Genomic DNA, 25,625 nt, shown 5'->3' with positions numbered 1-25,625 from the left:
TCGCTCATGCCTCGATCCCCCTCCAGATCTCCGTGAACCGGTCGAGCAGTGCGGCCGCCGCCGTCACGTCACCCGTGAGCGGCCGGTCGGCCGGGTCCTCCGCCAGCACCGTCTCGGCGAGTTCCAGCGCGCGGCCCACCGGGAGGTCCGGGTCGGGCCGGAGGCCGCGCTGGCGCAGCGCCCGTACGGCGGCGACGAGTTCGCAGCCGACGACGAGACGGTACGCGCCGCACACCCGCAGTGTCTGACGCGCGGCGAGCGAGGCGAAGCTGGCCTGTTCCTCGACGCCTCGGGAGAGTACAGCGTGGCTGAGGGAGGCGGGCGCCGAGAACGCCCGCAGGTCGCCGAGGGCGGCCCCGGCGGCGTACTCCAGGATCATCACGCCGGAGGAGGCGGGCTCCGGGTCGGCGAGGAAGGGCCTGAGGCGGGTGAAGGCGGGCTCGTTGAGCGTGGAGAGCCGGGACGTGGACAGCCGGGCGACCTGGGTGAGGGCCAGCCTGAAGTGGTCCAGGGCGAGGGCGAGTTGGGCCTGGTAGAAGCCGCCGTGGTGATAGGCGGCCATGTCCTGGGCGTCGATCAGCGGATTCTCGGCGGCCGCGTTGATCTCGATCGCGAGGACCTCCTCCAGAGCGTCGGCGGCGTCGTGGGCGGGCCCGTGGATCTGGGGCAGGCACCGGAAGCCGTACGGGTCCTGGATGCGCCCGAGCGGAGGGGTGGGCCGGTCCTCGGCCCCGATCAACTCCCGCATCCGCCGGGCCACTTCGGCGGACCCGCGGTGCGGCCGGGCCGCGTGCACGGGGGCGGCGTACGCCTCGTGCGACCCGTCCACGGCCAGCAGCGAGAGCGCCCCGACGACCTGCGTGGCCTCGATCAGCCCGCGCAACTCGTGCAACGCGAGGGCGGCTTGTCCGAGCGTGAGGGCGTTGCTGCTGATGAAGGCGAGGGCGTCGTTGTTGTCGAGGAGCTGCGGCTCGGGTGCACCGACCACGCTGTACGGCCCACCGGACAGCACCGGGCCCGCAGCGGCCGATACACCCCCGCCCGACTCGACGCGCCCACCCGCACCGGGCCCCACCTCACCCCCGGCTCCCCACGGACCGGCTCCACCCGGGCCCGCTCCACCCGAGTCACCGGCCCCCCGACCGCCGGACAGCACCGAGGCCGCGCCGAGCCCCGCTTCGCCCCCCGCTCCCCCCAGGCCGGACCCACCCGCGCCCGCCCCGCCGAAGCCGGCCCCCCGCCAGGGGTGCTCCCCCGCCAGCGCCAGCCCCGCCTGGGCCAGGGCCGCGATGTCGCCCGTTCCCACCGAGCCGAACTCGTTGACGACCGGGTACGCGCCGCTCTCCAGCGCCTCGCACAGGGCCGTGACGACGGTCGGCCGCAGTCCCGCGCCGCCTGCGAGCAGCTGGTTGGCGCGGACCGCGAGCATCGCGCGGACCTGCCGGGCGGGGAGTTCCTCGCCGATGGCGCCGGCGTGGCTGCGCAGCAGCCGCAGCCCGTGTTCGGCGGCCGCCTCGGTGGGCACGTTCTCGTTCCGGTTGGCGCCGACGCCGGTCGAGCGGCCGTAGACGCGTCCCGTCGCGGCGATCTGGCGGGCGGCGTCCCAGGACTCGGTGACCCGCTTCATCGCGTCGGTTCCGGGCACCGGCCGCGCGCTCCCGTCGGCGAGGCGGACGACGTCGGCGACGCCGAGCGCGATCCCGTCGAGGATCACCAGGCCGGTGTGCCCGACCGCGATGGGATCAGGAGAGTCCACGATCCGAGACGACATATAGCCCAAACTCCCCTCAACGCGGACACCTGATCTTGCCTGGCGGTCATCCGTTACCTCGGATTAACACCGAACCGTTGACAAACTATTCAGCTACCGAGAACTCTGCATGACGTTATACAGCCGGGCAAGGGACATCTCATGATCCAGTTCGACGCGGTCCACAAGCGCTTCCCCAACGGCACGACAGCAGTGCACGATCTCACCCTCGACATGCCGGAAGGCGGCGTGACCGTCCTCGTCGGATCCTCCGGTTGCGGCAAGACGACCACCCTCAGGATGATCAACCGGATGGTCGAACCGACCTCCGGCACCATCAGGGTCGGCGGCAAGGACGTCACCCACCAGGACGCGGCGGAGCTGCGCCGCTCCATCGGCTACGTCATCCAGCAGTCCGGCCTCTTCCCGCACCGCACGGTGCTGGACAACATCGCCACCGTCCCGCTCCTGCTCGGCCACGGCCGCAGGAAGGCCCGCGCCCGGGCGGCGGAACTCCTGGAGACCGTCGGCCTGACCGCCGAGGCCGGCAAGCGGTACCCGCACCAGCTCTCCGGCGGCCAGCAGCAGCGCGTCGGCGTCGCCCGCGCCCTCGCCGCCGACCCGCCGGTCCTGCTCATGGACGAGCCGTTCGGCGCGGTCGACCCGGTCGTGCGCACCCAGCTCCAGGACGAACTGCTCAGGCTCCAGAAGGAGTTGAGCAAGACCATCGTCTTCGTCACGCACGACATCGACGAGGCCGTCCGCCTCGGCGACCGCATCGCGATCTTCCGCACCGGCGGCCACCTCGTCCAGTGCGCCCCGCCCGCCGAACTCCTCGCCCGGCCCGCCGACGACTTCGTGGCCGACTTCCTGGGCGCCGAACGCGGTCTGAAGCTGCTCTCGCTGAAGACCCTGGCCGAGGTCCCGCAGGGCCCGGCACCGGAGGGCGACGCCTGGACCCTCGTATGCGACGAGGCGGGCAGGCCCGTGCACTGGGCCTCACGGGAGACCGAGCTCCCCGTACGGCCGCTCCGGGACGGCGACTCCCTGCTCGCCGCCCTGGACGAGTCCCTCGCCTCCCCCACCGGCCTGGTCGCCCGCGTCGACGACGACGGCGTCCTCACCGGTGTCACCTCCCGCGACGACGTCCACCGGCACGCCGGCCGGGCGCACTCGGAAGCCCGGGTGGCCGCATGACCATCGACTGGTCGTGGATATCCGGCCACACCGACGACCTGACCACCCTCACGGTCTCGCACCTCCAGGCAGCCCTGAGCGCCGTCTTCCTCGGCCTGCTGATCAGCCTCCCCCTCGCCGTGGTCGCCCACCGCATCCGCCCCCTGCGCGGATTCCTGCTCGGCCTCTCGAACGTCCTGTTCACGATCCCGTCGATCGCGATCTTCGTGCTCCTGCTGCCGATCAGCGGCCTGACCCGCACCACCACCGTGATCGGCCTGACCGTCTACACCCTGGTCGTCCTGCTGCGGAACACCGTCGAGGGCCTCGACTCGGTCCCCGCGAAGACCAAGGAGGCCGCGAAGGCGATGGGCACCCGCCCGCTGCGCACCCTCCTCACCGTCGAACTTCCCCTCGCCCTCCCGGTGATCATGGCGGGGGTGCGGATCGCGACCGTCATGTCGATCTCCCTCGTGTCGGTCGCCACCTACATCGGCGACGGCGGCCTCGGCCAGCTCTTCACCGACGGCTTCCAGCGCGACTTCCCGACCCCGGTGATCGTGGGCGTGGTCCTCACGCTCCTGCTCGCGGTGGTCGCGGACGCCCTGCTGGTGGCCCTCCAGTACGTCCTGACCCCCTGGCGGCGGAGGCGAGCCTGACATGTACGAACTCCTCAAGAACCTCGGCGCGTGGCTGACCAGCGGCTCCCAGTGGGCCGGCACGGACGGCATCGCCCACCGCCTCGCCGAGCACCTGCAGTACTCGCTCCTCGCGACCCTTGTCGCGGCCGCGATCGGCCTCCCCCTCGGCCTGCTGATCGGCCACACCGGCAAGGGCGCCTTCGTCGCGATCAACCTCGCGTCCTTCGGCCGCGCCCTGCCCACCGTCGGCCTGGTCGTCCTGGTCTTCCTGGCCGGCGGCCTGTCCATGCTCCCGGTCTACGTGGCCCTCGTCGCCCTCGCGGTCCCCGCGATCGTCACCAACACCTACGCCGGCATGACGGCCGTCGACCCGGACGTGAAGGACGCCGCCCGCGGCCAGGGCATGCGCGGCCACCAGGTGCTGTTCCAGGTCGAGTTGCCTCTCGCGCTCCCCCTGATCATGACCGGCCTGCGCCTGGCACTGATCCAGGTCGTCGCCACCGCGACCATCGCGGCGTACGTCTCCTTCGGGGGCCTGGGCCGCTACGTCTTCGACGGCCTCGCCCAGCGCGACCTCGTGCAGGTGCTCGGCGGGGCGGTGCTGGTCGCCGTGATCGCCGTAGCCCTCGACCTGCTGCTCTCCGGCCTCCAGCGCTTCCTCTTCCGCCACCGCACCGCGTAAGGACCCCTGAGATGAACCGACGCACCCTCCTCGGCGGCCTCCTCGCGGCGGCCTCCGTCCCGGCCCTCTCCGCCTGCTCCAGCGGCATCACCTCCCTCGACGGCGGCGGCACGGCCTCCGGCGGCAGCGGCTCCAGCAAGGGCGGAGTCACCATCGGCACCGCCAACTTCACCGAGAACCAGGTCCTCGGCTACCTGTACGCGGCGGTGCTGCGACAGGCCGGCGTGAAGGTGAAGGTCCGCCCCAACCTCGGCACCCGCGAGATCGTGATCCCGGCCCTCAAGGCGGGCGACATCGACCTGCTCCCCGAATACCAGGGCGCCCTCCTGAACTACCTCGCCCCCAAGGACGCCTCCGCGGAACCGGGCACCATGCAGAACGCGCTCACCCTGGCGATGCCCGGCGGCCTCCAGGTCCTCCCGTACGGCCAGGCCGCCGACTCCGACTGCTTCGTCGTCACCCGGGCCACCGCGAAGAAGTACGGCCTCGTCACCCTCGCCGACCTCGCCGAGCAGAACGGCGAGCTGGTCATCGGCGCCGCCCCCGAGGTGAAGAAGCGCCGGGTGGGCGCGGTCGGTCTGAAGGACGTCTACGGCGTCGAGTTCAAGGAGTTCAAGTCACTCGACTCCGACGGCCCGCTGGTCAAGGGCGCCCTGAAGAAGGGAGACGTCGACGTGGCGAACCTCTTCACCACCGACACCGACATCGCCGCCCACGACTGGGTCGTCCTGACCGACCCCAAGAACCTCATCCCCAGCCAGCACATCGTCCCCCTCATAGCCGACCGCAAGGCCGACGACACCGTCCGCAAGGCCCTCGCCCGCCTGGGCAACACCCTCACCACCGCCCAGCTCACCCAGCTCAACAGCCAGGTCGACAACGACAAGAAGGACCCGGAGGACGTCGCGAACGCGTACGCGAAGCAGCACGGGCTTGCCTAGGAAGGGCCCCCGCCGCAACAGGGGGGCTAACCCCAGTGCAGGGGGCGTTTCCGCTGCCTACCGTGGACCTCATGACCGGAATTGATGCGCGGGACCCCGAACTCAAGAAGGAACTCGACGCCACCCTGCAGGCCCGCAGGGAACTGGGCGAGGAGTACGAGTCCGCGCTGGTCGACTCGTTCCTGGAGAAGGTCGACCAGCGGATCGACGGCGCCGTGGACCGCCGGCTGCGCCGGCAGCTCGCCGAGCAGCAGATGGTGACAGCCCGGGGCGCCCGCTCGCCCAAGCCCACCGACTCCTTCGGCGAACGCTTCGGCTTCGGCATCGTCTCCCTGGTGCTGGCGATCCCGCTCTCCGCGATCGGCGGCGGCGTCGCCCACCTGCCCGGCCTGCTGGTCTCCTGGGTCGGCATCGTCGGCGTCAACGCCTTCCAGGCGCTGCGCGTCAACCCGGACCTCTTCCGGGGCCGGCGCGCGAAGGCGTCCTCCGGGACCAGCGACTGGGAGGGCTGACCCGGCGCTCACACCTGCGCGGTGGGCAGCACCATGACCTGGCGCAGGTTGACGTGGCGGGGCCGGCTGGTGACGTAGGCGACGACGTCGGCGAGCTCGGCGGCCGCCAGCGTGCCCATCGCCTCGACCATCCCACCGATCTGCTCCCGCAGCCCGTCGTTGTCGATGTGCGTGGCCAGCTCGCTCTCCGTCAGCCCCGGCTCGATGTTGGTGACCCGCACGCCCCGCGGCCCGAACTCGCTCCTCAGCAGCGCCGAGAGATGCGTGACCGCGGCCTTCGTCGCCCCGTACACGGCGTAGTTCGTGAAGCCCGTGACGTGGGCGCCGATGGACGAGACGTTCACCAGGTCCGCGCTGCGCCCCTGCGCGGCCGCCTCGTTCAGGTCCTGGGCGAAGGCGCCGATGACGCGCAGGACACCGGTCACATTGGTGTCGATCATCCGCTGCCACTCGTCGATGCGGGCGTCGACGATCGGGTTCGGCAGCATCACGCCCGCGTTGTTCACCACCAGGTCGACGGTCCCGTAGACCGCGTGGACGCTCTCCACGGCGGCCGCCACGGACGCGTCGTCGGTGACGTCCGCGACCACGGCCAGGGCCTGACCGCCGCCGGCCCGGATCTTCCCCACGGCCGCCTCGAGCCGCTCACCACACCGCGCGAGCAGCGCGACCCGCGCCCCCCGCTCGGCCAGCAGCACGGCGACCGCCTCACCGATCCCGCTCGCGGCCCCGGTGACGACAGCGGTACGTCCGGCCAGATTCTCGTACGACATGGAAGTGCTCCTCGGTGGGATGTCCGCCGGGGTGACTCCCCGGCCTCGCCCACCACCCTGCGGCGCCCGGGCCGCCTTACCCAGGGATGCGCTTTTCCTGGGTCTGCCAGTACCAGGTTCACCAGCCGGACCTCCCCTACGATCGAACCCATGGACGGGGACCTCGGAGACTTCTTGCGCTCACGCCGCGCCCGCATCCGGCCCGAGGAGGTGGGGCTGCCCTCGCACGGGCGGCGCCGCGTGCCCGGCCTGCGCCGGGAGGAGGTGGCACAGCTGGCCGGAGTGAGCGTCGACTACTACATCCGGCTGGAGCAGGGCAGGGGCCCTGGGGGCCCCTCCCGGACGAAGTCCGGGGGAGTGTCCGACGCGGTGCTGGACGCCGTCGCGCGCGTCCTGCGCCTGGACGAGACCGAGCGCGCCTACCTCCACGCCGTGGCCCGCCCGCGCAGACAGGCCGACCGCCCGACGCGCCCCCGCGTCCGCCCGGCCGTCCAGCTCATGATCGACGCCATGGACCGGACCCCGGCCTTCGTCCTGGACCGCCGCATGACCGTCCTGGCCTGGAACCCCCTGGCCGACGCGGTGTTCGGCTACAGCGGTACGACGGCCAGGGCCCGCAGCATCCCGCGGCACGTCTTCCTCGACCCCGCCGCCCGTGACTTCTACCCGGACTGGCAGGCAGTGGCCGCCCAGAGCGTGGCCCACCTGCGGGTCCTGGCGGGCCACCACCAGGACGACCGCGAACTGACCTCGCTCGTCGGCGAACTCTCCCTCAAGAGCGAGGACTTCCGCCGCCTGTGGGCCGACCACCAGGTCAAGGAGTGCGCCTACGGCGTGAAGCGCCTCCAGCACCCGGTGGCGGGCCTGCTCGTGTTCCCGTACGAGACCCTCACGATCCCGGGAGACGGCGACCAGACCCTGCTCGTGTACACACCGGAACCGGGATCGGAGACGGCGGAGAGGCTGGCGCTGCTGGGGAGCTGGGCATCGAGCCCCGCGCGCTGAGAAAGCGCGCTGAGAAAAGGTGATGCGCGGGGACCGCCGCACCCCCGTTACCGGGGGGCGGGACGACGGCGGTCCCCGCGAAGGACGTCGACCGGGTCAGGCCAGGTCTCACGTCCGGCGTCCATGGAGGTCCGGGAGCCGCTCCGGAGGTCCTTGGACGTTTCGGTGCCGGCTCGGGCGGGGAGCCGCTCCCGCCCTGCCGACATCCACCAATGTGCCGGACCCGTGTTAAGCGTGTGCTGCGCGGACGTGACGCGCTCGTACCAGTTCCGCGAAGTCCACCTTTTCGGTGGGAAACCGCAAGTTCGCCTCCGGCACCCGGGGTTCACCGGACGTCTACCGCTACTTCCCGCCCTTGGCGAGGAAGGCCAGCAGGTCCTGGCGGCTGATGACGCCGGTGGGCTTGCCCTCCACGAGGACGATGGCCGCGTCCGCCCGGCCGAGGACCGACATCAGGTCGCCGACCGGTTCGCCGGAGCCGACTTGGGGCAGCGGGGCCGACATGTGCTTCTCCAGCGGGTCCTCCAGCGATGCCCGCTGGGCGAACAGGGCGTCGAGCAGCTCGCGTTCGACGACCGAGCCGACGACCTCCGCGGCCATCACGTCCGGGTGACCGGCGCCCGGCTTGACGATCGGCATCTGCGAGACGCCGTACTCCCTGAGCACCTCGATGGCCTCGCCGACCGTCTCGTCCGGGTGCATGTGGACGAGGGAGGGGATGGCGCCGTGCACCTTGTCGTTGAGGACGTCGGCGACGCGGGCGCTGGGGCCCTCGTCCTCCAGGAAGCCGTAGTCGGCCATCCACTCGTCGTTGAAGATCTTCGAGAGGTACCCACGCCCGCTGTCCGGGAGCAGGACGACCACGACGCCGTTCTCGTCCAGGCGCTCGGCGACCCGCAGGGCCGCGACGACGGCCATCCCGCAGGAGCCGCCGACCAGGAGGCCCTCCTCCTTGGCGAGGCGGCGGGTCATCTGGAAGGAGTCCTTGTCGGAGACGGCGACGATCTCGTCGGCGACGGTCCGGTCGTAGGCGGTCGGCCAGAAGTCCTCACCGACGCCCTCGACGAGGTACGGCCGTCCGGAGCCGCCGGAGTACACCGAGCCCTCGGGGTCGGCTCCGACCACCTGGACCGTGCCGTCACTGGCGTCCTTCAGGTAGCGGCCGGTGCCGGAGATAGTGCCTCCGGTGCCGACGCCCGCCACGAAGTGGGTGATCTTCCCCTCCGTCTGCTCCCACAGCTCGGGGCCGGTGGAGTGATAGTGCGAGAGCGGGTTGTTGGGGTTGGAGTACTGGTCGGGCTTCCACGCGCCGGGCGTCTCGCGCACCAGCCGGTCGGAGACGTTGTAGTACGAGTCCGGGTGCCCGGGGTCCACGGCGGTCGGGCAGACGACGACCTCGGCGCCGTAGGCGCGCAGGACGTTGATCTTGTCCGTCGACACCTTGTCGGGGCACACGAAGATGCACTTGTACCCCTTCTGCTGCGCCACGATGGCGAGTCCGACCCCGGTGTTTCCGCTGGTCGGCTCGACGATGGTGCCCCCTGGCTTCAGCGCGCCGCTCTCCTCCGCCGCCTCGATCATGCGCAGGGCGATGCGGTCCTTCACGGAGCCGCCGGGGTTGAAGTACTCGACCTTGGCCAGGACGGTCGCCTTGATGCCCTTGGTCACGCTGTTGAGCCTCACCAGCGGGGTGTTGCCGACGAGGCTGATCATCGAGTCGTGGAATTGCACCGTTGTCTCCGGATGCTTGCAAAAGAAGTGGTCCTAGTGGTCCAGCCAGCCTATGGCCTGATCGGGCGCCATGAAGGTCGTTCACTCCCCGTTGGGATTGGGCCACGGTCCGTGCGGGGCAAGGAGTGGGTGTAGCGGGTACGACGGAGGTGGCGGCGACGTATGACGAGCATGTCGAGGGCGAGGGTGGCCCGGCGGATCGCGGCCGGCGCCGCATACGGCGGCGGCGGGATCGGTCTGGTCGGCGCGGCGGCCATGGGGCTGTTGCTGGCGGAGGTGCGGCTGGCCAGGCGGCAGGTGGGCAACGGCACGGCGCCGCACGTCCCGCAGGCCGCGGGCCGGTACGGCCACGTCTATGCCGCCGCGGGGGTTCCGCCCCTGCGCCTGACGATGCTGGGCGACTCCACGGCCGCGGGGCAGGGGGTGCACCGGGCGGGCCAGACACCGGGCGCGCTGCTGGCGTCCGGGCTCGCGGCGGTGGCGGAGCGCCCGGTGGAGTTCCGTAACGTCGCCCTTCCCGGCGCCACCTCGGACGATCTGGACCGTCAGGTGGCGCTGACGCTGGCGGATCCCGAACTGGTCCCGGACGTCTGCGTGATCATGATCGGCGCGAACGACGTCACGCACCGGATGCCGGCGACCCGTTCCGTGCGGCATCTGTCGTCCGCCGTACGGCGGCTGCGCACGGCCGGTGCCGAGGTCGTGGTCGGCACCTGTCCCGACCTGGGCACGATCGAGCCGGTCCAGCAGCCGCTGCGGTGGCTGGCCCGGCGGGCCTCGCGTCAGCTGGCGGCGGCCCAGACGATCGGCGCGGTGGAGCAGGGCGGCCGCACGGTGTCGCTGGGCGACCTGCTGGGTCCGGAGTTCGAGGCGAACCCGCGTGAGCTGTTCGGTCCCGACCACTACCACCCCTCGGCGGAGGGGTACGCGACGGCGGCGATGGCGGTGCTGCCGACGGTCTGCGCGGCCCTGAGCCTGTGGCCGGCCGACGAGGACCGCCCGGACGTCTCCCGCCGCGAGGGCTTCCTGCCGGTGGCGCGGGCGGCTGCGGAGGCGGCGTCGGAGGCGGGTACGGAGGTCGCGGCCGCGATGCCGACCGGCCCGACGGGGCCCTGGGCACTGCTCAAGCGCAGGCGGAGGCGGCGGGTGCGGGCGACGGAGCCGTCACCCTCCAGCACCACGAGCGTCCGGTGAACGGTGCCGGCCGGGGCACTCGCGCGACCGCGTGGACCCCACCACCAGCGACCCAAGCAAGCGCTTAGACATAGGTCACACCGCCACCCCCGTGACCCAGGCCATACGTACGGGTAACTTCCCAGAGAGCCCCGTCCGGAAGAACACCCCCGCATGCCAATGGAGCCGTGATGCCCGAAGCCGTGATCGTCTCGACCGCCCGCTCCCCCATCGGCCGCGCCGTCAAGGGCTCGCTCAAGGACCTGCGCCCCGACGACCTGACCGCCACGATCATCCAGGCCGCCCTCGCCAAGGTCCCCGAGCTGGACCCGCGCGACATCGACGACCTGATGCTCGGCTGCGGCCTGCCCGGCGGTGAGCAGGGCTACAACCTGGGCCGTATCGTCGCCGTGCAGATGGGCATGGACCACCTGCCGGGCTGCACGATCACCCGTTACTGTTCCTCCTCGCTGCAGACGAGCCGCATGGCCCTGCACGCCATCAAGGCCGGCGAGGGCGACGTCTTCATCTCGGCCGGTGTCGAGATGGTCTCCCGCTACGCCAAGGGCAGCTCGGACGGCCTCCCGGACACCACGAACCCGATCTTCGACGAGGCGCAGGCCCGCACGGCCGCCACGGCCGCCCAGGAGGGCACCTCCTGGCACGACCCGCGCGAGGACGGCCTGCTCCCCGACCCGTACATCGCGATGGGCCAGACCGCGGAGAACCTGGCGCGCGTCAAGGGCGTCACCCGCCAGGACATGGACGAGTTCGGCGTCCGCTCGCAGAACCTCGCCGAGGAAGCCATCAAGAACGGCTTCTGGGAGCGCGAGATCACCCCGGTCACGCTCCCCGACGGCACGGTCGTCGCCAAGGACGACGGCCCCCGCGCCGGCGTCACGCTCGACGGCGTCCAGGGCCTGAAGCCGGTCTTCCGCCCCGACGGCATGGTCACGGCCGGCAACTGCTGCCCGCTCAACGACGGTGCCGCCGCGGTCGTCATCATGAGCGACACCAAGGCCCGCGAGCTCGGTCTCACCCCGCTCGCCCGCATCGTGTCGACCGGTGTCTCCGGCCTGTCCCCCGAGATCATGGGCCTGGGCCCGGTGGACGCGAGCAACCAGGCGCTGCGCCGCGCCGGTCTCACGATCGACGACATCGACCTGGTCGAGATCAACGAGGCGTTCGCGGCCCAGGTGATCCCCTCCTACCGCGACCTGAACATCCCGCTGGAGAAGCTGAACGTCAACGGCGGCGCGATCGCCGTCGGCCACCCCTTCGGCATGACCGGCGCCCGCATCACCGGCACGCTCATCAACTCCCTCCAGTTCCACGACAAGCAGTTCGGTCTGGAGACCATGTGCGTGGGCGGCGGCCAGGGCATGGCGATGGTCATCGAGCGCCTCAGCTGATCACTCAACTCTCCGTGTCCCTACGGAGACTGAGTGTCACTCTTCGACCCAGAACCGTGGAAACTCCAAGGTTCTGGGCCGATTTGTGATCCAATCTCCCTCAGGATGTGACCTATCTCCCTTCGCCAAGGGATTTGCGCAGCTCAGAGCCGTTTCACCACGAAACACCGGGCCCAAGTTCCTGTCCGATTCGTGACGTTACGCACTGACAGCTGGATAGTCCGCCCTTCAAGCTGATGTAGGAAGTCGGGGGTCGACTTTGAACCGGGAGTACGTCAGTGAGCGCCATGCCGATCGCCTTGTTGGTCACCACGGCCGCCACGGGCGCCGTGGGCGTCGCCGTCCTGCGCACCCTCATGGTGCTGCGCCGGCAGGTCGCCGCCCTGCACGCCGAGCTCGCCAGGAACAACACCGCGTCCGTCCGGGGTCTCGTACCGGCAGCGCGTCCCGCCGCTGACGTCGACGAGATACGCACCGCCGTGGCCGAGGCCCTCGCCGAGGAGCGTGAGCGCGAGCTCGCCGAGGCGCGGGCCTTCTGGGCCGCCCAGGAGGCCCGTGACGCCTCCGACGCGCCCTCGCTGCTCGGCCTGCCCGACAGCGAGCTGTTCCTGCCCCGGCAGGCCGATTTCGTGGGTCTGGAGCCGCTGGAGCCGGTCTCGGAGTCCTCGGCCGAAGCGGACGAGTTCGCCGGCGACAGCCCCGAACTGGCCGCGGCCCGCCGCCGCCACCCGTCCCACCCGGACTTCGTGCCGGTCGGCTCACCGCTCGTGGGCGACCACGAACGCACGGTGGCGACCCTGGAGGACCTGGCCGCCTCCGGCACCGGACTGGCCGACGTCCGTCCCGGTCCCCTCGGCACCCTCGACGTCTACGTCTTCGCCGACGGCACCACCCTGTGCATGACCCCGGGCCACCGTGAGACGGCCGAGCGCCTCGCGGCGGCCCTGCGCGCGGGCGAGACCCCGGTCCTGCTGGGCGGCTCGGGTGTCTCGGGCGCGTACACGCTGACGTTCGCGTGCGGCGAGGAGAACGTCTACATCCTGGCGGACCGGGTCATAGCGTCGCTGTAGGAGTCACACTCCGGCGCGCTGCTGGGCCTGTGCCACCAGTTCCATCGCTTCTTCCACCTGGCCCTCGTCCGTCAGGACGAGGGCCAGGTCGTGTACGGCCACGGTGATCTGGTCGGCGGCGGCGAACATCCCCGCGTCCGGCATCTCGCGGAGCTCGGTCCCCGGCTCCTCCAGCACCTGCGTCCGACGGGCGAACTCCCGGGCCAGCCCCAGTGCTTCGGCGGCTGCGCCCCGTTGCAAACGGCTCTGCGGCGCGGCCCGCAGACGGTCGGCGAAGTGGTCCACAGCCCGGGTCAGACGCGAAGTATCAGCCACCGGGCAACCGTACGCGTCCCCCCGGGACTGTTGCCAACGGGCGAACGCTCAGGCACGGTGACCTGAAGGACCGGCTTACATCCCCTTTGCGTCCGGAGGCGCCGATGTCCCACGTCCTCTCCGAGGAGACCCACCGCAACATGCTCGCCCGCATCCCCCACTGCACCGGTCGTGAAGTGTCCGACTGGCTCCGCACCGTCGACGAAGGCCCGGCGCTCTTCCGCTTCGAGGAAAAGGTCAGCTGGCTCCGCCACGAACACAACCTCGCGTACGGCCACGCCAAGGCGATCATCCACGAGTACGACCTGAGGAGGGCCGCGCGCAGGTACTTCTGAGCTGCGCACATGCCGAAGGGCCCCGGGCAGGAAGCCCGGGGCCCTTCGCCGTACGACCGTCGGGGCTAGTCGCTGCTGTTGAGGATCGCGACGAGTCGCAGGAACTCCATGTAGATCCACACCAGCGTCAGCGTGAGACCGAACGCGGCCAGCCACGCCTCCTCGCGCGGGGCGCCGTAGGCGATGCCGTCCTCGACCTGCTTGAAGTCGAGGGCGAGGAAGCACGCGCCGAGCAGGACGCCGATGATGCCGAACAGGATGCCGAGGCCGCCGCTGCGGAAGCCGAGGCCGTCACCGCCGCCGAAGACGGCGAACAGCAGGTTCACCACCATCAGCAGCATGAAGCCGAGCGCGGCCGCCATGACGAAGCCGTAGAACCGCCGGTTGACGCGGATCCAGCCGGCCTTGTACGCCACGAGCACGGCGGCGAAGACGGCCAGGGTGCCGATCACGGCCTGCATGGCCGCGCCGCTCGCGATGCGGTTGTCGACCACGCTGGAGACGACGCCGAGGAACACGCCCTCGAACGCGGCGTACGACAGGATCAGCGCGGGCGAGGCCGTGCGCTTGAAGGACTGCACGAGCGCCAGGACCATGCCGATGACCGCGGCGCCGATGCCGATGCCGTAGGAGCGGCCGATGTTGGCGTCGTCGACGGGCAGCAGTGCCCAGGCGAGTGCGGCCGTGACGATCAGGATGCCGAGCGTGGTGCCGGTGCGCATGACGACGTCGTCCATCGTCATCCGGCCGGTGCTCACCGGCGCCTGTGGCGGCGCGCCCTGCTGCAGGTCCTGGGCATAGGGGTTGGTCGCGTACGGGTTGCCCTGCGGCTGCGCGTAGGGGCTGCCCTGCGTGCCTACGGCTGCGCCCCCGGCCTGCGGCGCGGTGTTGAAGCCCGCGTAGCCGTTGTCGCGGCTGAACCCCCGTCGCGAGAAGACCGGGTTGCTGCTCCTCATTTCACTCCTCCATGGCCACCGTGTGTGGACCTTGCCCTCAAGAGTAATGGGTAGGCAAAGGAATGACCCTAGTGCTTGAGGAGGATCTTCCCTCGTCGTGTCGGCCAACACGCTACGCGCACGCGTGATTCCCGGCACTGGAGGGGCCTCATTCGAAGGGGAAGCCGGTGTACCCCTCGGCGAGGTCGGTCTCGGCGGCCCGCGATCCGGCGATCCGCTCCAGCCGGGCCAGCTGCATCCGGTCCTCGAAGTCAGTGGCGTCGGGCGACCGGTGCAGGAGGCCCGTCATGTCGTACGAGAACCGTTCGGCCTGCCACACCCGGCGCAGACAGGTCTCGGAGTAGGCGTCGAGGCGTTCCGCCGAGCCGGTCTCCTTCTGGTACGTCAGCGCCCGCGCGAAGGTGACGACGTCCCCGACGGCCAGGTTCAGGCCCTTGGCCCCGGTGGGCGGGACGATGTGTGCCGCGTCGCCGGCCAGGAAGAGACGGCCGTGGCGCATGGGCTCGTGGACGTAGGAGCGCATGGGGGTGACGGACTTCTGGGTGATCGGTCCCCTGTCGAGCCTCCAGTCGTCGTCCGTCTCGAAGCGCCGCTCCAGCTCGTCCCAGATCTCCTCGTCGCCCCAGCTCTCGGCGTCCGTGCCCTCGGGGACCTGGAGGTAGAGGCGGGAGACGGACGGGGAGCGCATGGACAGCAGGGCGAAGCCGCGGTCGTGGCGGGCGTAGACGAGTTCGTCGTGGGAGGGCGGGACGTCGGCGAGGATGCCGAGCCACGCGAAGGGGTACGTCCGCTCGAACACCTTGGTCAGTTCGGCGGGGATCGCCTTCCTCGCCACACCCCAGAAGCCGTCGCAGCCGACGACGTACGCGCACTCCAGGACGTCCTCGCGGCCTTCGTGCCGGAAGCGGACGCGCGGGGTGTCGGTGTCGGCGCCCTCGACGGCCAGGGCCTCCGCCTCGAACAGCAGCGGGCCGCCGTCCTTGAGCTGGAGGGCGATGAGGTCCTTGCAGACCTCGGTCTGGGCGTAGACCATCACGGACCGGCCGCCGGTGAGGGCGGGGAAGTCGACGCGGTGGCGCTTCCTGTCGTAGCGCAGTTCGATGCCGTCGTGCGGGAGCCCCTCGCGGTCCATGCGCTCGCCGGCGCCGGCCGCGCGCAGTACGTCGACGGTGCCCTGCTCCAGGATCCCGGCGCGCTGGCGGTGCTCGACGTAGGCGCGGTCGCGGCTCTCCAGGACGACCGAGTCGATGCCGGCGTTGTGGAGGAGCCGGGCGAGGAGGAGACCGGCGGGGCCGGCTCCGATGATGCCGACGGTGGTGCGCATCGGGCGTTCCCTTCGGAGACCTTGTGGCTGGTGCGCGCAATAGCTCGTGTTCGCCTGGTGAAGTTTATTTCACTTGAGTGAGCCGAGTCTGCGCCCAGGGTCTGCCGATGTCAACGGTCTGCGCGGCCGTCCGGCCCGCGGGTGGCTGCCGCGGGCCGGACGGCCGGCCGGGTCAGCGGCTGGGCCAGCCGTCCAGGTGGCGGTGCATGGTGACGTCCTCCTGCGCGTCCCCCTTCGGTGCGTCGGCCACGGCGTCCTGGAGGACGGTGTTGACCTCGGCGGCGAGGGCGTCGGCCCGGGTGCGCAGGTCGGTGGCGGGGACGTCGGAGCGGGTCAGGGCGTCCAGCCGGCGGTGGATGTCGGTGAGTTGGCGACGATGTGCGGAGTCGAGGGTGAGCGGGGCGGGCGTGGAGACCACGAACTGGTAGGCGCCGGCCAGGGTCTGGCAACCGGTGCAGCTCTTGTTGGTGGCGTCGCTGAGGTTCACGGCGTTCAGGCGGGTGTGTTCGCCCGCGACGGTGACGATCTGGAACGACAGCGCGACCGAACGGCAGTCGTCGTCGGCGGTGCACCCCGACGAGACCGCGTTGGCCTGGTTGCGCACGGAGGCGGCGGTCACCTTTCCGAACTGCCGGATGGTGAACGAGTCCTTCTCCTCCGTGTGATCGAGGCGGTCGGCGTGGCTGAAGACATGGTCCGACGCGACGGCGACCTTGGTGGCCCCGCCGGTGGCGGCCTGCGCCGGCACGGCGGACGCCACACCGGCGACCCCGGCGGCGAACAGCCCGACACGAACGGCGCGCCGGGTGAAGGGGGTCGAGGTACGGGGTTTTCGGTGGCTGGTCAAGGGATCTCCTTGGGTGGATGGATGGATACGGGTGTGGGGGTGACGGGGGGAGAACAACTCGGAACAGCCGCCGGTCCGGTCCGTACGGTCGCCGCCCCACCCCCTCAGGACGCCCCAGGTGATCCGCTGGCCGGTGGTGGGGAAGGGGTGTCTGCCGGGGACGGCGGGATGCTCTCCGACGGGATCGGGGACGGGGGTGGGCTCGACGGGCCCTCACCCGTGCCCGGAGAGGACGGTTCCGGACCCGCCGAGGTGTCCTGGGCCGGGGACGCCGGTCCCCGGGAGGAACCCCCGCTCGCCGCGCCCTGCGATGCCGCCGGCGATGCCGGGGAGGCGGACGCCGAGGCCGCGGAGGTGCCCGCGGACGGGGCGCCAGAGCCCGAGGACCCGCCCGCCGCCGACGGTGGGACCGCGCCGGGACCGGTGCCTGACGGGTCGCCCGCCGGGCCGTCGTCCGAGGTCGACGCATCGCCGTCCGGAGTCGTGGCCTGCCGGGGCTGTGGTTCCTCCGTCGACACCCCGGGCTGGAGGATCGGCGCGATCGGGGGTTTCTTCGGGAGCGGCTGGGGCGTCAGTCCGGACGTCCAGGCGTAGCTGAGGCCCGCCAGCCCGGCGAGGACCACCGCACACAGCGCGACCCGCAACGTCGGCCGCCCCGCCGTGGCCCGCTTCGCGGCCCGCCAGATCCGCCCGCCGAGTTTCACGGTCAGATAGACGACACCGCCCATCGGGATCAGCAGCATCAGACAGCCCAGCACCCCGACGAGCCCCTCGACGACCTCGCCGTCCGCGAAGGCCGCCCCGGTGCCGGAGAACTGCTCGACCATGGACCGGGCCATCGTGGCGATGATCCGGGGCAGGTTCCACAGCCCGTATCCCATCTCACCGATGATCAGCGGCACCATGGTGAGCACCCACGCGGCCACGATGGTCCGCGCCGACTTCTTCAGCCCGGCGACCTCTTTGCGCGCGGCCCGTCCCCTCCTCCCCGGCACCAGACCGAGCAGGATCGGCTTGATCTTGCCGTAGAGGTCAGGGACGCCGGCGAGGTCGCCCAGGATGTAGTAGCCGTCGAGCCGCACCGCGGGCATCAACTGTTCGAGGATCTCGAAGTGCCCGAGATACACCGCGGCCAGGAAGAACTGCTCCCCCGTGGCGAAGTACAGCCCGGCCATGCCGAGCATGAACACCACGTTGAAGTAGACCCCGCCCAGGTCGGTCCTGATGCGCCCGCCGCGTCCGATCCGGTACACGTCGGTGACGTCGGTGTACATCGACGGCCAGATCAGGAAGATCCCGCAGCCGATGCACCCGGGCCGGGCGCCGCCGTATCTGCACGCGGAGGCGTGGCCGAACTCGTGGAAGACGAGCGAGGCCACGGTCAGGGCGAAGACGATCAGGATCAGCACCGGCTGGTCGAGGACCTCCAGGACCGGCTCGATCGCCCCGAAGAAGCCGAACAGCCATACGTCCATGGCCACGGTCGCCAGCAGCACGGCCGCGACGACGACCGGCCGGTGCAGCCACGCGAACATCCGCGCGATCCGTGCCGTGCGCCGCTCGTCGAAGATGATCCGGTGGCCCTTGAGGGCGAGCAGCAGGTCGGAGCGCGGTGCGTCGACCTCGTCGCCCTCCTGCCCCTCGGGGACCGTCACCCCGAGGGGTTCGAGCTTCTTCTCCACCAGGAAGCGGATGTTGTCCCCGCTGACCTCGCGGCCGAATCTCGCGCTCACCCGGTGGGCGATCGACTCGCTGTCGCGTACGCCGTCGACGGACGACGCCACGAGGTAGAGCAGCCGCGACAGCTGTACGACCTGCCCGTCCCCCCGACGGGCGATGTACTTGGGCTCGGTGAAGCCCGACCCCTGGTACTCGCCGTGCAGCCGCAGTCCCGCGCTCAGCCGTGGTACGAGCCGCTGGTCGACGACCGGCAGGCTGCCCGTCGCCACCTGCTCGTACGTCACCGGCCAGCCACCCGGCCCCGGAACCGGCCCGGAGTCGTACAGCGTCGGGGGCCCGTCTCCGAGCACTGTCATATGTGGTCTCCCCCCACGTCCTCCCCGTTCCCCCCTGCACGGCCGTCGGGGTGGACCGCACCGCTGGTGCGGGCGGCCCACCCCGACGGCCGTTCTCACGCCGGTGCTACTGCTTGACGACGATCGACTGCGACGCCTGCGACTCGGCGACCGAGTAGGAGGAGTGGTCGTTGAGCGCCGCCGACTGGTTGTCGGCCTGGATGTTGGCGATGTGCTTGGTGACGTTGGTCGTCTTGTTGAAGCTGAACTTCAGACGGCCGAGGGCCTCCCGGCCCGGCAGCAGCTCGGCGGACTCGGTCTCCAGCTCGTGCATGTCCATGCTCATGACGGACGTCCTTTCAGGTGGTGTGGAACGGGTTCGAGGTGGTGCGCGGGCGTTACTGGGTGACCGTGATGTTCTGACCGGCGCTGGAAGCGGCGGCCGACGCGAAGGAGTGGTCGTTGACGGCCAGGGACGAGTTGTGGGCCTCGACGTTGGCGATGTGCTTGGTGACGTTGGTCGTCTTGTTGAAGCTGAACTTCAGACGGCCGAGGGCCTCCCGGCCCGGCAGCAGTTCCGCGGACTCGGCCTCGAGCTCGTGAGCGTCCATCATGATCAAGTCCCCCTCAGGGATGGGCATTTCCGGTCGGACCGAGTCAGGTTCCCCCCACACTCTGTCCAACCTGGTCGGACGTTCTGTCCAACGAGATTGGACACTAGGGCCTCGCGGGGCCACCGCGCAACCCGTTCGGGGAATCACCCTTCCGGCGGCGGGTAGGGCCGCCCGTAGAATCGGCCCCGACATGGACGGTTCCGCCGAGCGGCGAGCAGGAAGTGACCCACCCGTGGCCAACGCACTCCAGCAGTTGATCCGTGAGCGCCTGGACCTCAAGGGCTGGTCCTACGGCGAGGTGGCGCGCCGCGGCGGCGTCCCGCGCTCCACCGTCCACCACCTGGCGACCACCGACCGTGTCGTCCGGATGCCCCAGTCGACGACGCTGGAGGGACTGTCCAAGGGCCTGGAACTCCCGTTGGACACCGTCCGCCGCGCCGCCGCCGAGGCCTGCGGCATCCACGTGTACGGCTCACCGGCCGGCCAGGACCCCGAGGGCACCGCCCGCCCGGCCGACCCCGAGGTGGACCTCCTCATCGCCAGCCTCCAGAAACTCTCGGCCGACGACCGCCGCCACGTGGCCGCCCTCGTGGAGTCCCTGCTGGACCGCACCCCGAAGAAGTAACCCCCGCCACACGACCGACCGCGCCTTACCGCGCCGCGACCGACCGGTCCGGGCCGACTTGCCGGGGACCGCGGCCTACCGCGCCGCACGAGCCGGCCCGATGGCGTCCCGCCTGGCGGCACAGGCAGCCAAGGCGCCGGAACCAGCGGCTGGGGGGCCGTGGCCACGCGCAGGAGCCAGCGACTCGGAGCCGTGGCCACGACTGGGTAGGTGTCGGTGTCCGGCCCTCCTCAGCAAGGACGCCTGGCAGGCTGCCGCCTCCACGGAGAGCGCCGTGGCCCTCGAACCGGAGCACCCGGACGCGTGATCCCCCTACCGCACGTGATGACACCCGCCCCACGGGGCAAGCGCCCCCCAGGTCCCCCCGCCAGACCGACCCCGCGACGGGCGAGCGCCCCCACGTGACGAGACCCGCCCCGTGAGGCAAGCCACCACCCCGAGGTCCCCCCGCCAGACCGACCCCGCACCAGGCAAGCACCCGCACGTGACGAGACCCGCCCCGTGAGGCAAGCCACCACCCCGAGGTCCCCCCGCCAGACCGACCCCGCGCCGGGCGAGCGCCCCCACGTGACGAGACCCGCCCCGTGAGGCAAGCGACCACCCAGAGGCCGCCCGCCAGACCGAACCCGCACCAGGCAAGCACCCGCACGCGCCCCGCCTCCGCGCGGCACCCACGGCCACCCCGCACCCCACCCGTTCCACGAAGCGTCCTCCGGGGGCGGCCGACCCCGAGGATGCGCCCTTCCGGGGCCGAACCCACAGCGCACGAGCGCCCCTGAAGGACCCACCCCCGCGTGGCGCGTGCAGCCGTCCGACCCCGAACCCCACACCACACAAGCAGCAGCCCAGAGACCGGTCCGCCCCGGTGATGCCCCTTCCGCCGTCAAGCCCGTGCCGTGCAGGCGATCGCCCCAGCACCGGTCCACCCCGAGGACGCACTCCTCGCGGCGGTCCCACCCTGCATCACAGCGGCGGCCACAGCGCGGAACCCGATCTCGCACCACGCGAGCAGCCGCCACCCCCGACCGGCCGTCCCCGAGGCTCTCCCCCTCCGCCCCGACCCCGCGCCACCCGAAGAAGTGACCGTCCGGAAGCCGGTCCCGCCGGTCTGCGATCGCGGATGTTCACTCTTCCGTGGAGTCCGGAAAAAGAATTCGACTGTGCCCGACAGCACCGGACTCCCCCGCTAGTCTCTCGTCCTGCCCGAGGAGCGAGAGCCGCACGACCCCGGGCTCCCAGGGGGGAATGTGTTGTTCGTGCATGGCGGGCCGGCCACGGCCGTGGTCCGCGGGCCCGCCGGAGAATCAGTCGTTCTGCTCTCCGGCGAGCTGCCCGAGGTACTGACCGATCAGTCAGTGACCGAACTCGTGGAACTGGCCGCCGCCGTCCTGGACGCGGACGAGCTGCCCCTGTTCCACACCTGTCTGAGAACACTGCGCCGCGACGGCATGCGCGCCGGCCGCCGGATCGAGATCGACGGCGCCGTACTGACCGTCTACGAGGGATGACGACGGAACGCCGGCCCACGCGTGAGAAATCATCGCGTGGGCGGAAAAGTGCCCGGAGCCGGACTTGAACCGGCACGCCCGCGAAGGGGCAGCGAGGTTTAAGCTCGCCGTGTCTGCATTCCACCATCCGGGCAGGCCATGGGCTCCGCGTCGAGGTCCCGAGCCTATCGGGATGCATCCCCCGAACAGCGGGCGGGCGGACCGATGTTGTCTTATTTTATTGACGTCTGAGGGTGCATCAGACCGCGGAACACGCCATCCGCACTTGCCAATAGCGTTACGTGCGAGCCTCGACCACGCATGCGGAATGACGGAATTTCACCGTCCGAACGAGGACGCTCCACCTGTTCTCCGCGCACCCCCCGGATCAGGGGCCGCCGTCATCCCCAGGTATGACACCGAGCGGCACGGTCCCTCCGAAGTCTGCCTTCGGAACCAGAACTGCGGCTGACTACACGACGGGCTCCGGCCACCACGATGGAAGACGTCCCTCAACGACGTCGTCCCGCTAGGAGTTCCATCCCGTGACCACCACCACACCCGTCGCCGGCCGGGCCACCACCGTGGCCGCACGCGCCACGGATCTGTCGAAGATCTACGGACAGGGCGAGACCCAGGTGGTCGCCCTGGACCGGGTCACCGTCGAGTTCCAACAGGCCGAGTTCACCGCGATCATGGGCCCCTCCGGCTCCGGCAAGTCCACGCTGATGCACTGCGTGGCCGGCCTCGACACCTTCTCCTCGGGCTCGGTGCGCATCGGCGAGACCGAGCTGGGCTCCCTCAAGGACAAGCAGCTGACCAAGCTGCGCCGGGACAAGATCGGCTTCATCTTCCAGGCGTTCAACCTGCTGCCGACCCTGACGGCCCTGGAGAACATGACGCTCCCGATGGACATCGCGGGCCGCAAGCCGGACAAGGAGTGGCTGGACTCGGTCATCCGGATGGTCGGGCTGCGGGACCGGCTCAGCCACCGCCCCGCCCAGCTCTCCGGCGGCCAGCAGCAGCGCGTCGCCGTGGCCCGGGCGCTGGCGTCCAGGCCCGACATCATCTTCGGTGACGAGCCGACCGGAAACCTCGACTCGCGCTCCGGCGCCGAGGTCCTCGGCTTCCTGCGCAACTCCGTACGGGAGCTGGGGCAGACCGTCGTCATGGTGACCCACGACCCGGTGGCCGCGGCGTACGCGGACCGGGTGGTGTTCCTCGCGGACGGCCGGATCATGGACGAGATGTACAAGCCCACCGCCGAGAACGTCCTCGACTTCATGAAGCAGTTCGACGCGAAGGGCCGCACCTCCTGATGTTCCGCACCGCCCTGCGCAACGTACTCGCGCACAAGGCCAGACTGCTCATGACCGTGCTCGCCGTGATGCTCGGCGTGGCCTTCGTGTCCGGCACGCTGGTCTTCACCAACACCATCTCCGAGGCCTACCAGAAGAGTTCGGCCAAGGGCTTCGGCCAGGTCGACGTAGCCGTCACCGCCGAGTCCGAGGAGGACAAGGGCAACACGATCGGCAAGAGCCACGAGCTGACCCAGGCCCTCCTCGAGCAGAGCGCCAAGGTCCCGGGCGCCGCGAACGCCATCGGCGTCGTCAACGGCTTCACCGCCATCGCCGACAAGGACGGCAAGCTCATCGGGGGCGGCTTCCAGTCGCAGGGCGGCAACTACTACGGCGACAAGGACCCCCGGTACCCGCTCGCCCAGGGCGCCGCGCCGCACGGCGCGCAGCAGGTCGCCATCGACTCCGAGACCGCGAAGCGGGCCGGCTACAAGGTCGGCGACACCGTGCGCCTCTCGGTCGACGGACCGGTCCTGAAGCCCGTCGTCACCGGCATCTTCACCACCGACGACGGCAACGTCGCCGCCGGCGGCAGCCTCGCCCTCTTCGACACGGCCACCGCCCAGAAGCTGTTCGGCAAGCCGGGAACGTACGACGAGATCGACGTGAAGGCGGCCGCCGGCACCTCCCAGACCGCGCTGCGGGCGGCTCTCGACAAGGCGCTTCCAGCAGACCGGGTGGAGACCACGACCGGCAAGGAACTCGCCGACTCCCAGGCCAGGCTGATCTCCTCCTCGATGAGCGGTCTCAAGCAGGGCCTGCTGGTCTTCGCCGGCATCGCGCTGTTCGTCGGCACCTTCATCATCGCCAACACGTTCACCATGCTGGTCGCCCAGCGCACCAAGGAGCTGGCGCTGCTGCGGGCGGTCGGCGCGTCCCGCAGGCAGGTCACGCGGTCGGTGCTGGCCGAGGCGTTCGTGGTCGGTCTTGTCGCCGCCGTGACGGGTCTCGTGGCCGGGATCGGCATCGGTGCCGGGCTCAGGTCCCTCATGGGCACCCTCGGCGCGACCGTCCCGGCCGGACCGCTGATCATCACGCCGGGCACGGTCGGCGTGGCCCTCGCGGTCGGTGTCCTGATCACCATGCTGGCGGCCTGGCTGCCGGGCCGCAGGGCGGCGAAGATCCCGCCGGTCGCGGCGATGAGCAGCGTGCACGCGAAGGCGACGACCAAGTCGCTGGTGCTGCGCAACACGCTGGGCGCGCTGTTCAGCGGGGCGGGTGTCGCCGTCGTCCTGGCGGCCACGACCATGGACGGCTCGGACGGCCAGGCCCCCATGGGTATGGGCGCGGTCCTGCTGATCCTCGGTGTCTTCATCCTCACCCCCCTCCTGTCCCGCCCGCTGATCGCGGCGGCGGCGCCGGTCCTGCGCGTCTTCGGCATCTCGGGGAAGCTGGCCCGCCAGAACTCGGTGCGCAACCCGCGCCGTACGGCCGCCACGGCGTCCGCGCTGATGATCGGCCTCACCCTGATCACCGGCATGACGGTGATGGCGGGCAGCCTCCAGAAGTCGATCGACAAGATGGCGTCGGCGGCCATCAAGGCGGACTACGTCGTCTCCATGGCGAACGGCAACGAGCTCTCGCCGGACGTCGAGAAGAAACTGGCGAAGGTCGACGACGTCACCGCCGTCAGCCCGCTGCGCAACGCGCTCTCCCGCATCGGCGGCGAGACCGAGTACCTGACCGGGGTCAACGGCCCGGCGATCGGGAAGCTGACGGACCTGAAGGTCGACAGCGGCACCTTCGAGGTCGGCGGCACGCGGGTCGTCGTGGACCAGGACACCGCCAAGTCGCATGGCTGGAAGGCCGGTTCGGCCTTTACCGCGCACTTCGAGGACGGCAAGGCGCAGCGGCTCACGGTCGCCGGGGTCTACGAGGGCAACGACCTGCTCAACGGCATCATGCTCGACACCGCGACCCTTGATCCGCACCTGAGCGACCGGTCCGACATGCAGGTCATGCTGAAGACGTCCGACGGCGCCTCCGACGCGGCCAAGGCCGAGCTGGAGAAGGCCCTCGGCACCAACCCGGCCATCAAGGTCCAGGACAAGAAGGACCTGTCCGACTCCATCGCGCAGATGTTCACGCTGATGCTGAACATGCTCTACGGCCTCCTGGCCATGGCGGTGATCGTCGCGGTGCTGGGGGTCATCAACACCCTGGCCATGTCGGTCTTCGAGCGCTCCCAGGAGATCGGCATGCTCCGCGCGATCGGCCTGGACCGCAAGGGCATCAAGCGGATGGTCCGTCTGGAGTCCCTGGTCATCTCCCTGTTCGGCGGAGTCCTCGGCATCTCGCTGGGCGTCTTCTTCGGCTGGGCCGCCGGTGAGCTCCTCGGCACGAAGATGGCGACGTACGAACTCGTCCTGCCCTGGGCCCGGATGGCGGTGTTCCTGCTGCTCGCGGCGACGGTCGGCATCCTCGCCGCACTGTGGCCGGCCCGCCGGGCGGCCCGCATGAACATGCTGACCGCCATCAAGGCCGAGTAACCGTAAGCGAGGTGGGGCCCGCCACGGCGTTGGAGGGACGGCGGGCCCCACCCCCACACCCGCCGCCCCTACGCCCGGACCGGACCCCGAACGACACGGCGGGCCGGCCGGGGCTCAGTTCCAGGTGCGGGATCTCGACGGCGTTCCGGAGGTGCCGGACACGGTTGCCCCGACGACGAGGACCTGTTCCCCGGGACGACTCGGTGAACCGACCCGGCGGCCTGAGCAGCGGTTCGGCCGACCGGGGCCGGCCGCCGCTCCGCCACCCCCACCGGCGGGGACGGCGCCTTCCGGCGGCTCCCCCGGAAACTGCCGACAGCGCAGCCGGAACAGGCGGCCGGGGACGCCGCTCCGGCATCGCTACCAGCTGGACGGCGCCCTCCGGCGGCTGCCC

Annotated in this window: 24 protein-coding genes and 1 tRNA gene; 14 read left to right on the top strand and 11 right to left on the bottom strand. The window is 71.0% G+C overall.

Annotation, left to right across the window (positions count from 1 at the left end):
* Nucleotides 1-4: 4 nt before the first annotated feature.
* Nucleotides 5-1,771, bottom strand: a complete 1,767-nt coding sequence (locus tag ABZT06_RS29050) for an aromatic amino acid ammonia-lyase (protein ID WP_355747120.1) — start codon at nucleotides 1,769-1,771, stop codon at nucleotides 5-7.
* A gap of 141 nt (nucleotides 1,772-1,912) precedes the next feature.
* Between ABZT06_RS29050 and ABZT06_RS29045 the strand changes: the two genes are divergently transcribed.
* The 5 genes from ABZT06_RS29045 to ABZT06_RS29025 all read left to right on the top strand — a co-directional run bounded on the left by ABZT06_RS29045 (nucleotide 1,913) and on the right by ABZT06_RS29025 (nucleotide 5,702).
* Nucleotides 1,913-2,947, top strand: a complete 1,035-nt coding sequence (locus tag ABZT06_RS29045; RefSeq protein WP_355747117.1) for an ABC transporter ATP-binding protein — start codon at nucleotides 1,913-1,915, stop codon at nucleotides 2,945-2,947.
* Nucleotides 2,944-3,585, top strand: coding sequence for an ABC transporter permease (locus ABZT06_RS29040; protein ID WP_355747114.1), 642 nt, complete (start codon nucleotides 2,944-2,946; stop codon nucleotides 3,583-3,585). Before ABZT06_RS29045 ends, ABZT06_RS29040 begins: the two co-directional genes overlap by 4 nt.
* Nucleotide 3,586: 1 nt before the next feature.
* Nucleotides 3,587-4,249, top strand: a complete 663-nt coding sequence (locus ABZT06_RS29035; protein ID WP_355747111.1) for an ABC transporter permease — start codon at nucleotides 3,587-3,589, stop codon at nucleotides 4,247-4,249.
* An 11-nt stretch (nucleotides 4,250-4,260) separates the two neighbouring features.
* A complete protein-coding gene (locus ABZT06_RS29030; RefSeq protein WP_355747108.1) occupies nucleotides 4,261-5,190 on the top strand; it encodes an ABC transporter substrate-binding protein in 930 nt (309 codons plus the stop codon).
* 71 nt (nucleotides 5,191-5,261) lie between these two features.
* On the top strand, nucleotides 5,262-5,702 hold the full coding sequence (locus tag ABZT06_RS29025) for a hypothetical protein (RefSeq protein ID WP_355747105.1): 441 nt from the start codon (nucleotides 5,262-5,264) through the stop codon (nucleotides 5,700-5,702).
* Nucleotides 5,703-5,710: 8 nt separating this feature from the next.
* Here ABZT06_RS29025 and ABZT06_RS29020 read toward each other — a convergent pair whose 3' ends face one another.
* Nucleotides 5,711-6,475 (bottom strand): SDR family oxidoreductase, encoded by a 765-nt coding sequence (locus tag ABZT06_RS29020; protein WP_355747102.1) that lies wholly within the window; start codon nucleotides 6,473-6,475, stop codon nucleotides 5,711-5,713.
* Between the two features lie 150 nt (nucleotides 6,476-6,625).
* On the opposite strand from ABZT06_RS29020, the gene ABZT06_RS29015 reads away from it, so the two are divergent.
* Nucleotides 6,626-7,480: a helix-turn-helix transcriptional regulator gene (locus ABZT06_RS29015; RefSeq protein ID WP_355747099.1), complete on the top strand. Its 855-nt coding sequence runs from the start codon at nucleotides 6,626-6,628 to the stop codon at nucleotides 7,478-7,480.
* Between the two features lie 342 nt (nucleotides 7,481-7,822).
* On the opposite strand, the gene ABZT06_RS29010 is transcribed toward ABZT06_RS29015, so the two are convergent.
* Complete coding sequence (locus ABZT06_RS29010) at nucleotides 7,823-9,211, bottom strand: cystathionine beta-synthase (protein WP_355747096.1); 1,389 nt, start codon at nucleotides 9,209-9,211, stop codon at nucleotides 7,823-7,825.
* Between the two features lie 162 nt (nucleotides 9,212-9,373).
* On the opposite strand from ABZT06_RS29010, the gene ABZT06_RS29005 reads away from it, so the two are divergent.
* The 3 genes from ABZT06_RS29005 to ABZT06_RS28995 all read left to right on the top strand — a co-directional run bounded on the left by ABZT06_RS29005 (nucleotide 9,374) and on the right by ABZT06_RS28995 (nucleotide 12,866).
* A complete protein-coding gene (locus ABZT06_RS29005) occupies nucleotides 9,374-10,405 on the top strand; it encodes an SGNH/GDSL hydrolase family protein (RefSeq protein WP_355747093.1) in 1,032 nt (343 codons plus the stop codon).
* 170 nt (nucleotides 10,406-10,575) lie between these two features.
* Nucleotides 10,576-11,796: an acetyl-CoA C-acetyltransferase gene (locus ABZT06_RS29000; RefSeq protein ID WP_355747090.1), complete on the top strand. Its 1,221-nt coding sequence runs from the start codon at nucleotides 10,576-10,578 to the stop codon at nucleotides 11,794-11,796.
* 287 nt (nucleotides 11,797-12,083) lie between these two features.
* Nucleotides 12,084-12,866, top strand: coding sequence for a hypothetical protein (locus tag ABZT06_RS28995; RefSeq protein WP_355747336.1), 783 nt, complete (start codon nucleotides 12,084-12,086; stop codon nucleotides 12,864-12,866).
* Nucleotides 12,867-12,869: 3 nt separating this feature from the next.
* On the opposite strand, the gene ABZT06_RS28990 is transcribed toward ABZT06_RS28995, so the two are convergent.
* Nucleotides 12,870-13,181 carry a hypothetical protein gene (locus ABZT06_RS28990; RefSeq protein ID WP_355747087.1) on the bottom strand — a complete coding sequence of 104 codons (312 nt, stop codon included), beginning with the start codon at nucleotides 13,179-13,181 and terminating at the stop codon, nucleotides 12,870-12,872.
* Between the two features lie 104 nt (nucleotides 13,182-13,285).
* On the opposite strand from ABZT06_RS28990, the gene ABZT06_RS28985 reads away from it, so the two are divergent.
* Nucleotides 13,286-13,516: a DUF4287 domain-containing protein gene (locus ABZT06_RS28985; RefSeq protein WP_020120819.1), complete on the top strand. Its 231-nt coding sequence runs from the start codon at nucleotides 13,286-13,288 to the stop codon at nucleotides 13,514-13,516.
* Nucleotides 13,517-13,581: 65 nt separating this feature from the next.
* Here ABZT06_RS28985 and ABZT06_RS28980 read toward each other — a convergent pair whose 3' ends face one another.
* The 6 genes from ABZT06_RS28980 to ABZT06_RS28955 all read right to left on the bottom strand — a co-directional run bounded on the left by ABZT06_RS28980 (nucleotide 13,582) and on the right by ABZT06_RS28955 (nucleotide 19,272).
* Complete coding sequence (locus ABZT06_RS28980; RefSeq protein ID WP_355747083.1) at nucleotides 13,582-14,472, bottom strand: Bax inhibitor-1/YccA family protein; 891 nt, start codon at nucleotides 14,470-14,472, stop codon at nucleotides 13,582-13,584.
* A gap of 148 nt (nucleotides 14,473-14,620) precedes the next feature.
* Nucleotides 14,621-15,796 carry a 4-hydroxybenzoate 3-monooxygenase gene (locus ABZT06_RS28975; protein ID WP_355747080.1) on the bottom strand — a complete coding sequence of 392 codons (1,176 nt, stop codon included), beginning with the start codon at nucleotides 15,794-15,796 and terminating at the stop codon, nucleotides 14,621-14,623.
* 172 nt (nucleotides 15,797-15,968) lie between these two features.
* Nucleotides 15,969-16,643 carry a hypothetical protein gene (locus ABZT06_RS28970; protein ID WP_355747078.1) on the bottom strand — a complete coding sequence of 225 codons (675 nt, stop codon included), beginning with the start codon at nucleotides 16,641-16,643 and terminating at the stop codon, nucleotides 15,969-15,971.
* Between the two features lie 104 nt (nucleotides 16,644-16,747).
* Nucleotides 16,748-18,679, bottom strand: coding sequence for a hypothetical protein (locus ABZT06_RS28965; protein ID WP_355747075.1), 1,932 nt, complete (start codon nucleotides 18,677-18,679; stop codon nucleotides 16,748-16,750).
* Nucleotides 18,680-18,785: 106 nt separating this feature from the next.
* Nucleotides 18,786-19,004 (bottom strand): hypothetical protein, encoded by a 219-nt coding sequence (locus ABZT06_RS28960; RefSeq protein WP_007382551.1) that lies wholly within the window; start codon nucleotides 19,002-19,004, stop codon nucleotides 18,786-18,788.
* Nucleotides 19,005-19,056: 52 nt separating this feature from the next.
* Complete coding sequence (locus ABZT06_RS28955; RefSeq protein WP_355747072.1) at nucleotides 19,057-19,272, bottom strand: hypothetical protein; 216 nt, start codon at nucleotides 19,270-19,272, stop codon at nucleotides 19,057-19,059.
* A gap of 232 nt (nucleotides 19,273-19,504) precedes the next feature.
* Here ABZT06_RS28955 and ABZT06_RS28950 point away from each other — a divergent pair, with 232 nt between their 5' ends.
* Nucleotides 19,505-19,897, top strand: a complete 393-nt coding sequence (locus ABZT06_RS28950) for a helix-turn-helix transcriptional regulator (protein WP_355747069.1) — start codon at nucleotides 19,505-19,507, stop codon at nucleotides 19,895-19,897.
* 1,247 nt (nucleotides 19,898-21,144) lie between these two features.
* Nucleotides 21,145-21,405 (top strand): hypothetical protein, encoded by a 261-nt coding sequence (locus tag ABZT06_RS28945; RefSeq protein ID WP_280851067.1) that lies wholly within the window; start codon nucleotides 21,145-21,147, stop codon nucleotides 21,403-21,405.
* A 49-nt stretch (nucleotides 21,406-21,454) separates the two neighbouring features.
* Here ABZT06_RS28945 and ABZT06_RS28940 read toward each other — a convergent pair.
* Nucleotides 21,455-21,538: transfer RNA gene (locus tag ABZT06_RS28940), tRNA-Leu, on the bottom strand.
* 391 nt (nucleotides 21,539-21,929) lie between these two features.
* On the opposite strand from ABZT06_RS28940, the gene ABZT06_RS28935 reads away from it, so the two are divergent.
* Together ABZT06_RS28935 and ABZT06_RS28930 are read left to right on the top strand one after the other, a co-directional pair.
* The gene (locus ABZT06_RS28935; RefSeq protein ID WP_355747065.1) at nucleotides 21,930-22,703 is read left to right on the top strand and encodes an ABC transporter ATP-binding protein; all 774 of its coding nucleotides are present in this window, start codon (nucleotides 21,930-21,932) and stop codon (nucleotides 22,701-22,703) included.
* Nucleotides 22,703-25,231: an FtsX-like permease family protein gene (locus tag ABZT06_RS28930; protein WP_355747062.1), complete on the top strand. Its 2,529-nt coding sequence runs from the start codon at nucleotides 22,703-22,705 to the stop codon at nucleotides 25,229-25,231. Before ABZT06_RS28935 ends, ABZT06_RS28930 begins: the two co-directional genes overlap by 1 nt.
* Nucleotides 25,232-25,625 lie beyond the last annotated feature (394 nt).

Source organism: Streptomyces sp. NPDC005483, assembly GCF_040606035.1.
Taxonomy (GTDB): domain Bacteria; phylum Actinomycetota; class Actinomycetes; order Streptomycetales; family Streptomycetaceae; genus Streptomyces.
This window is presented reverse-complemented; position numbering and strand designations above follow the sequence as displayed.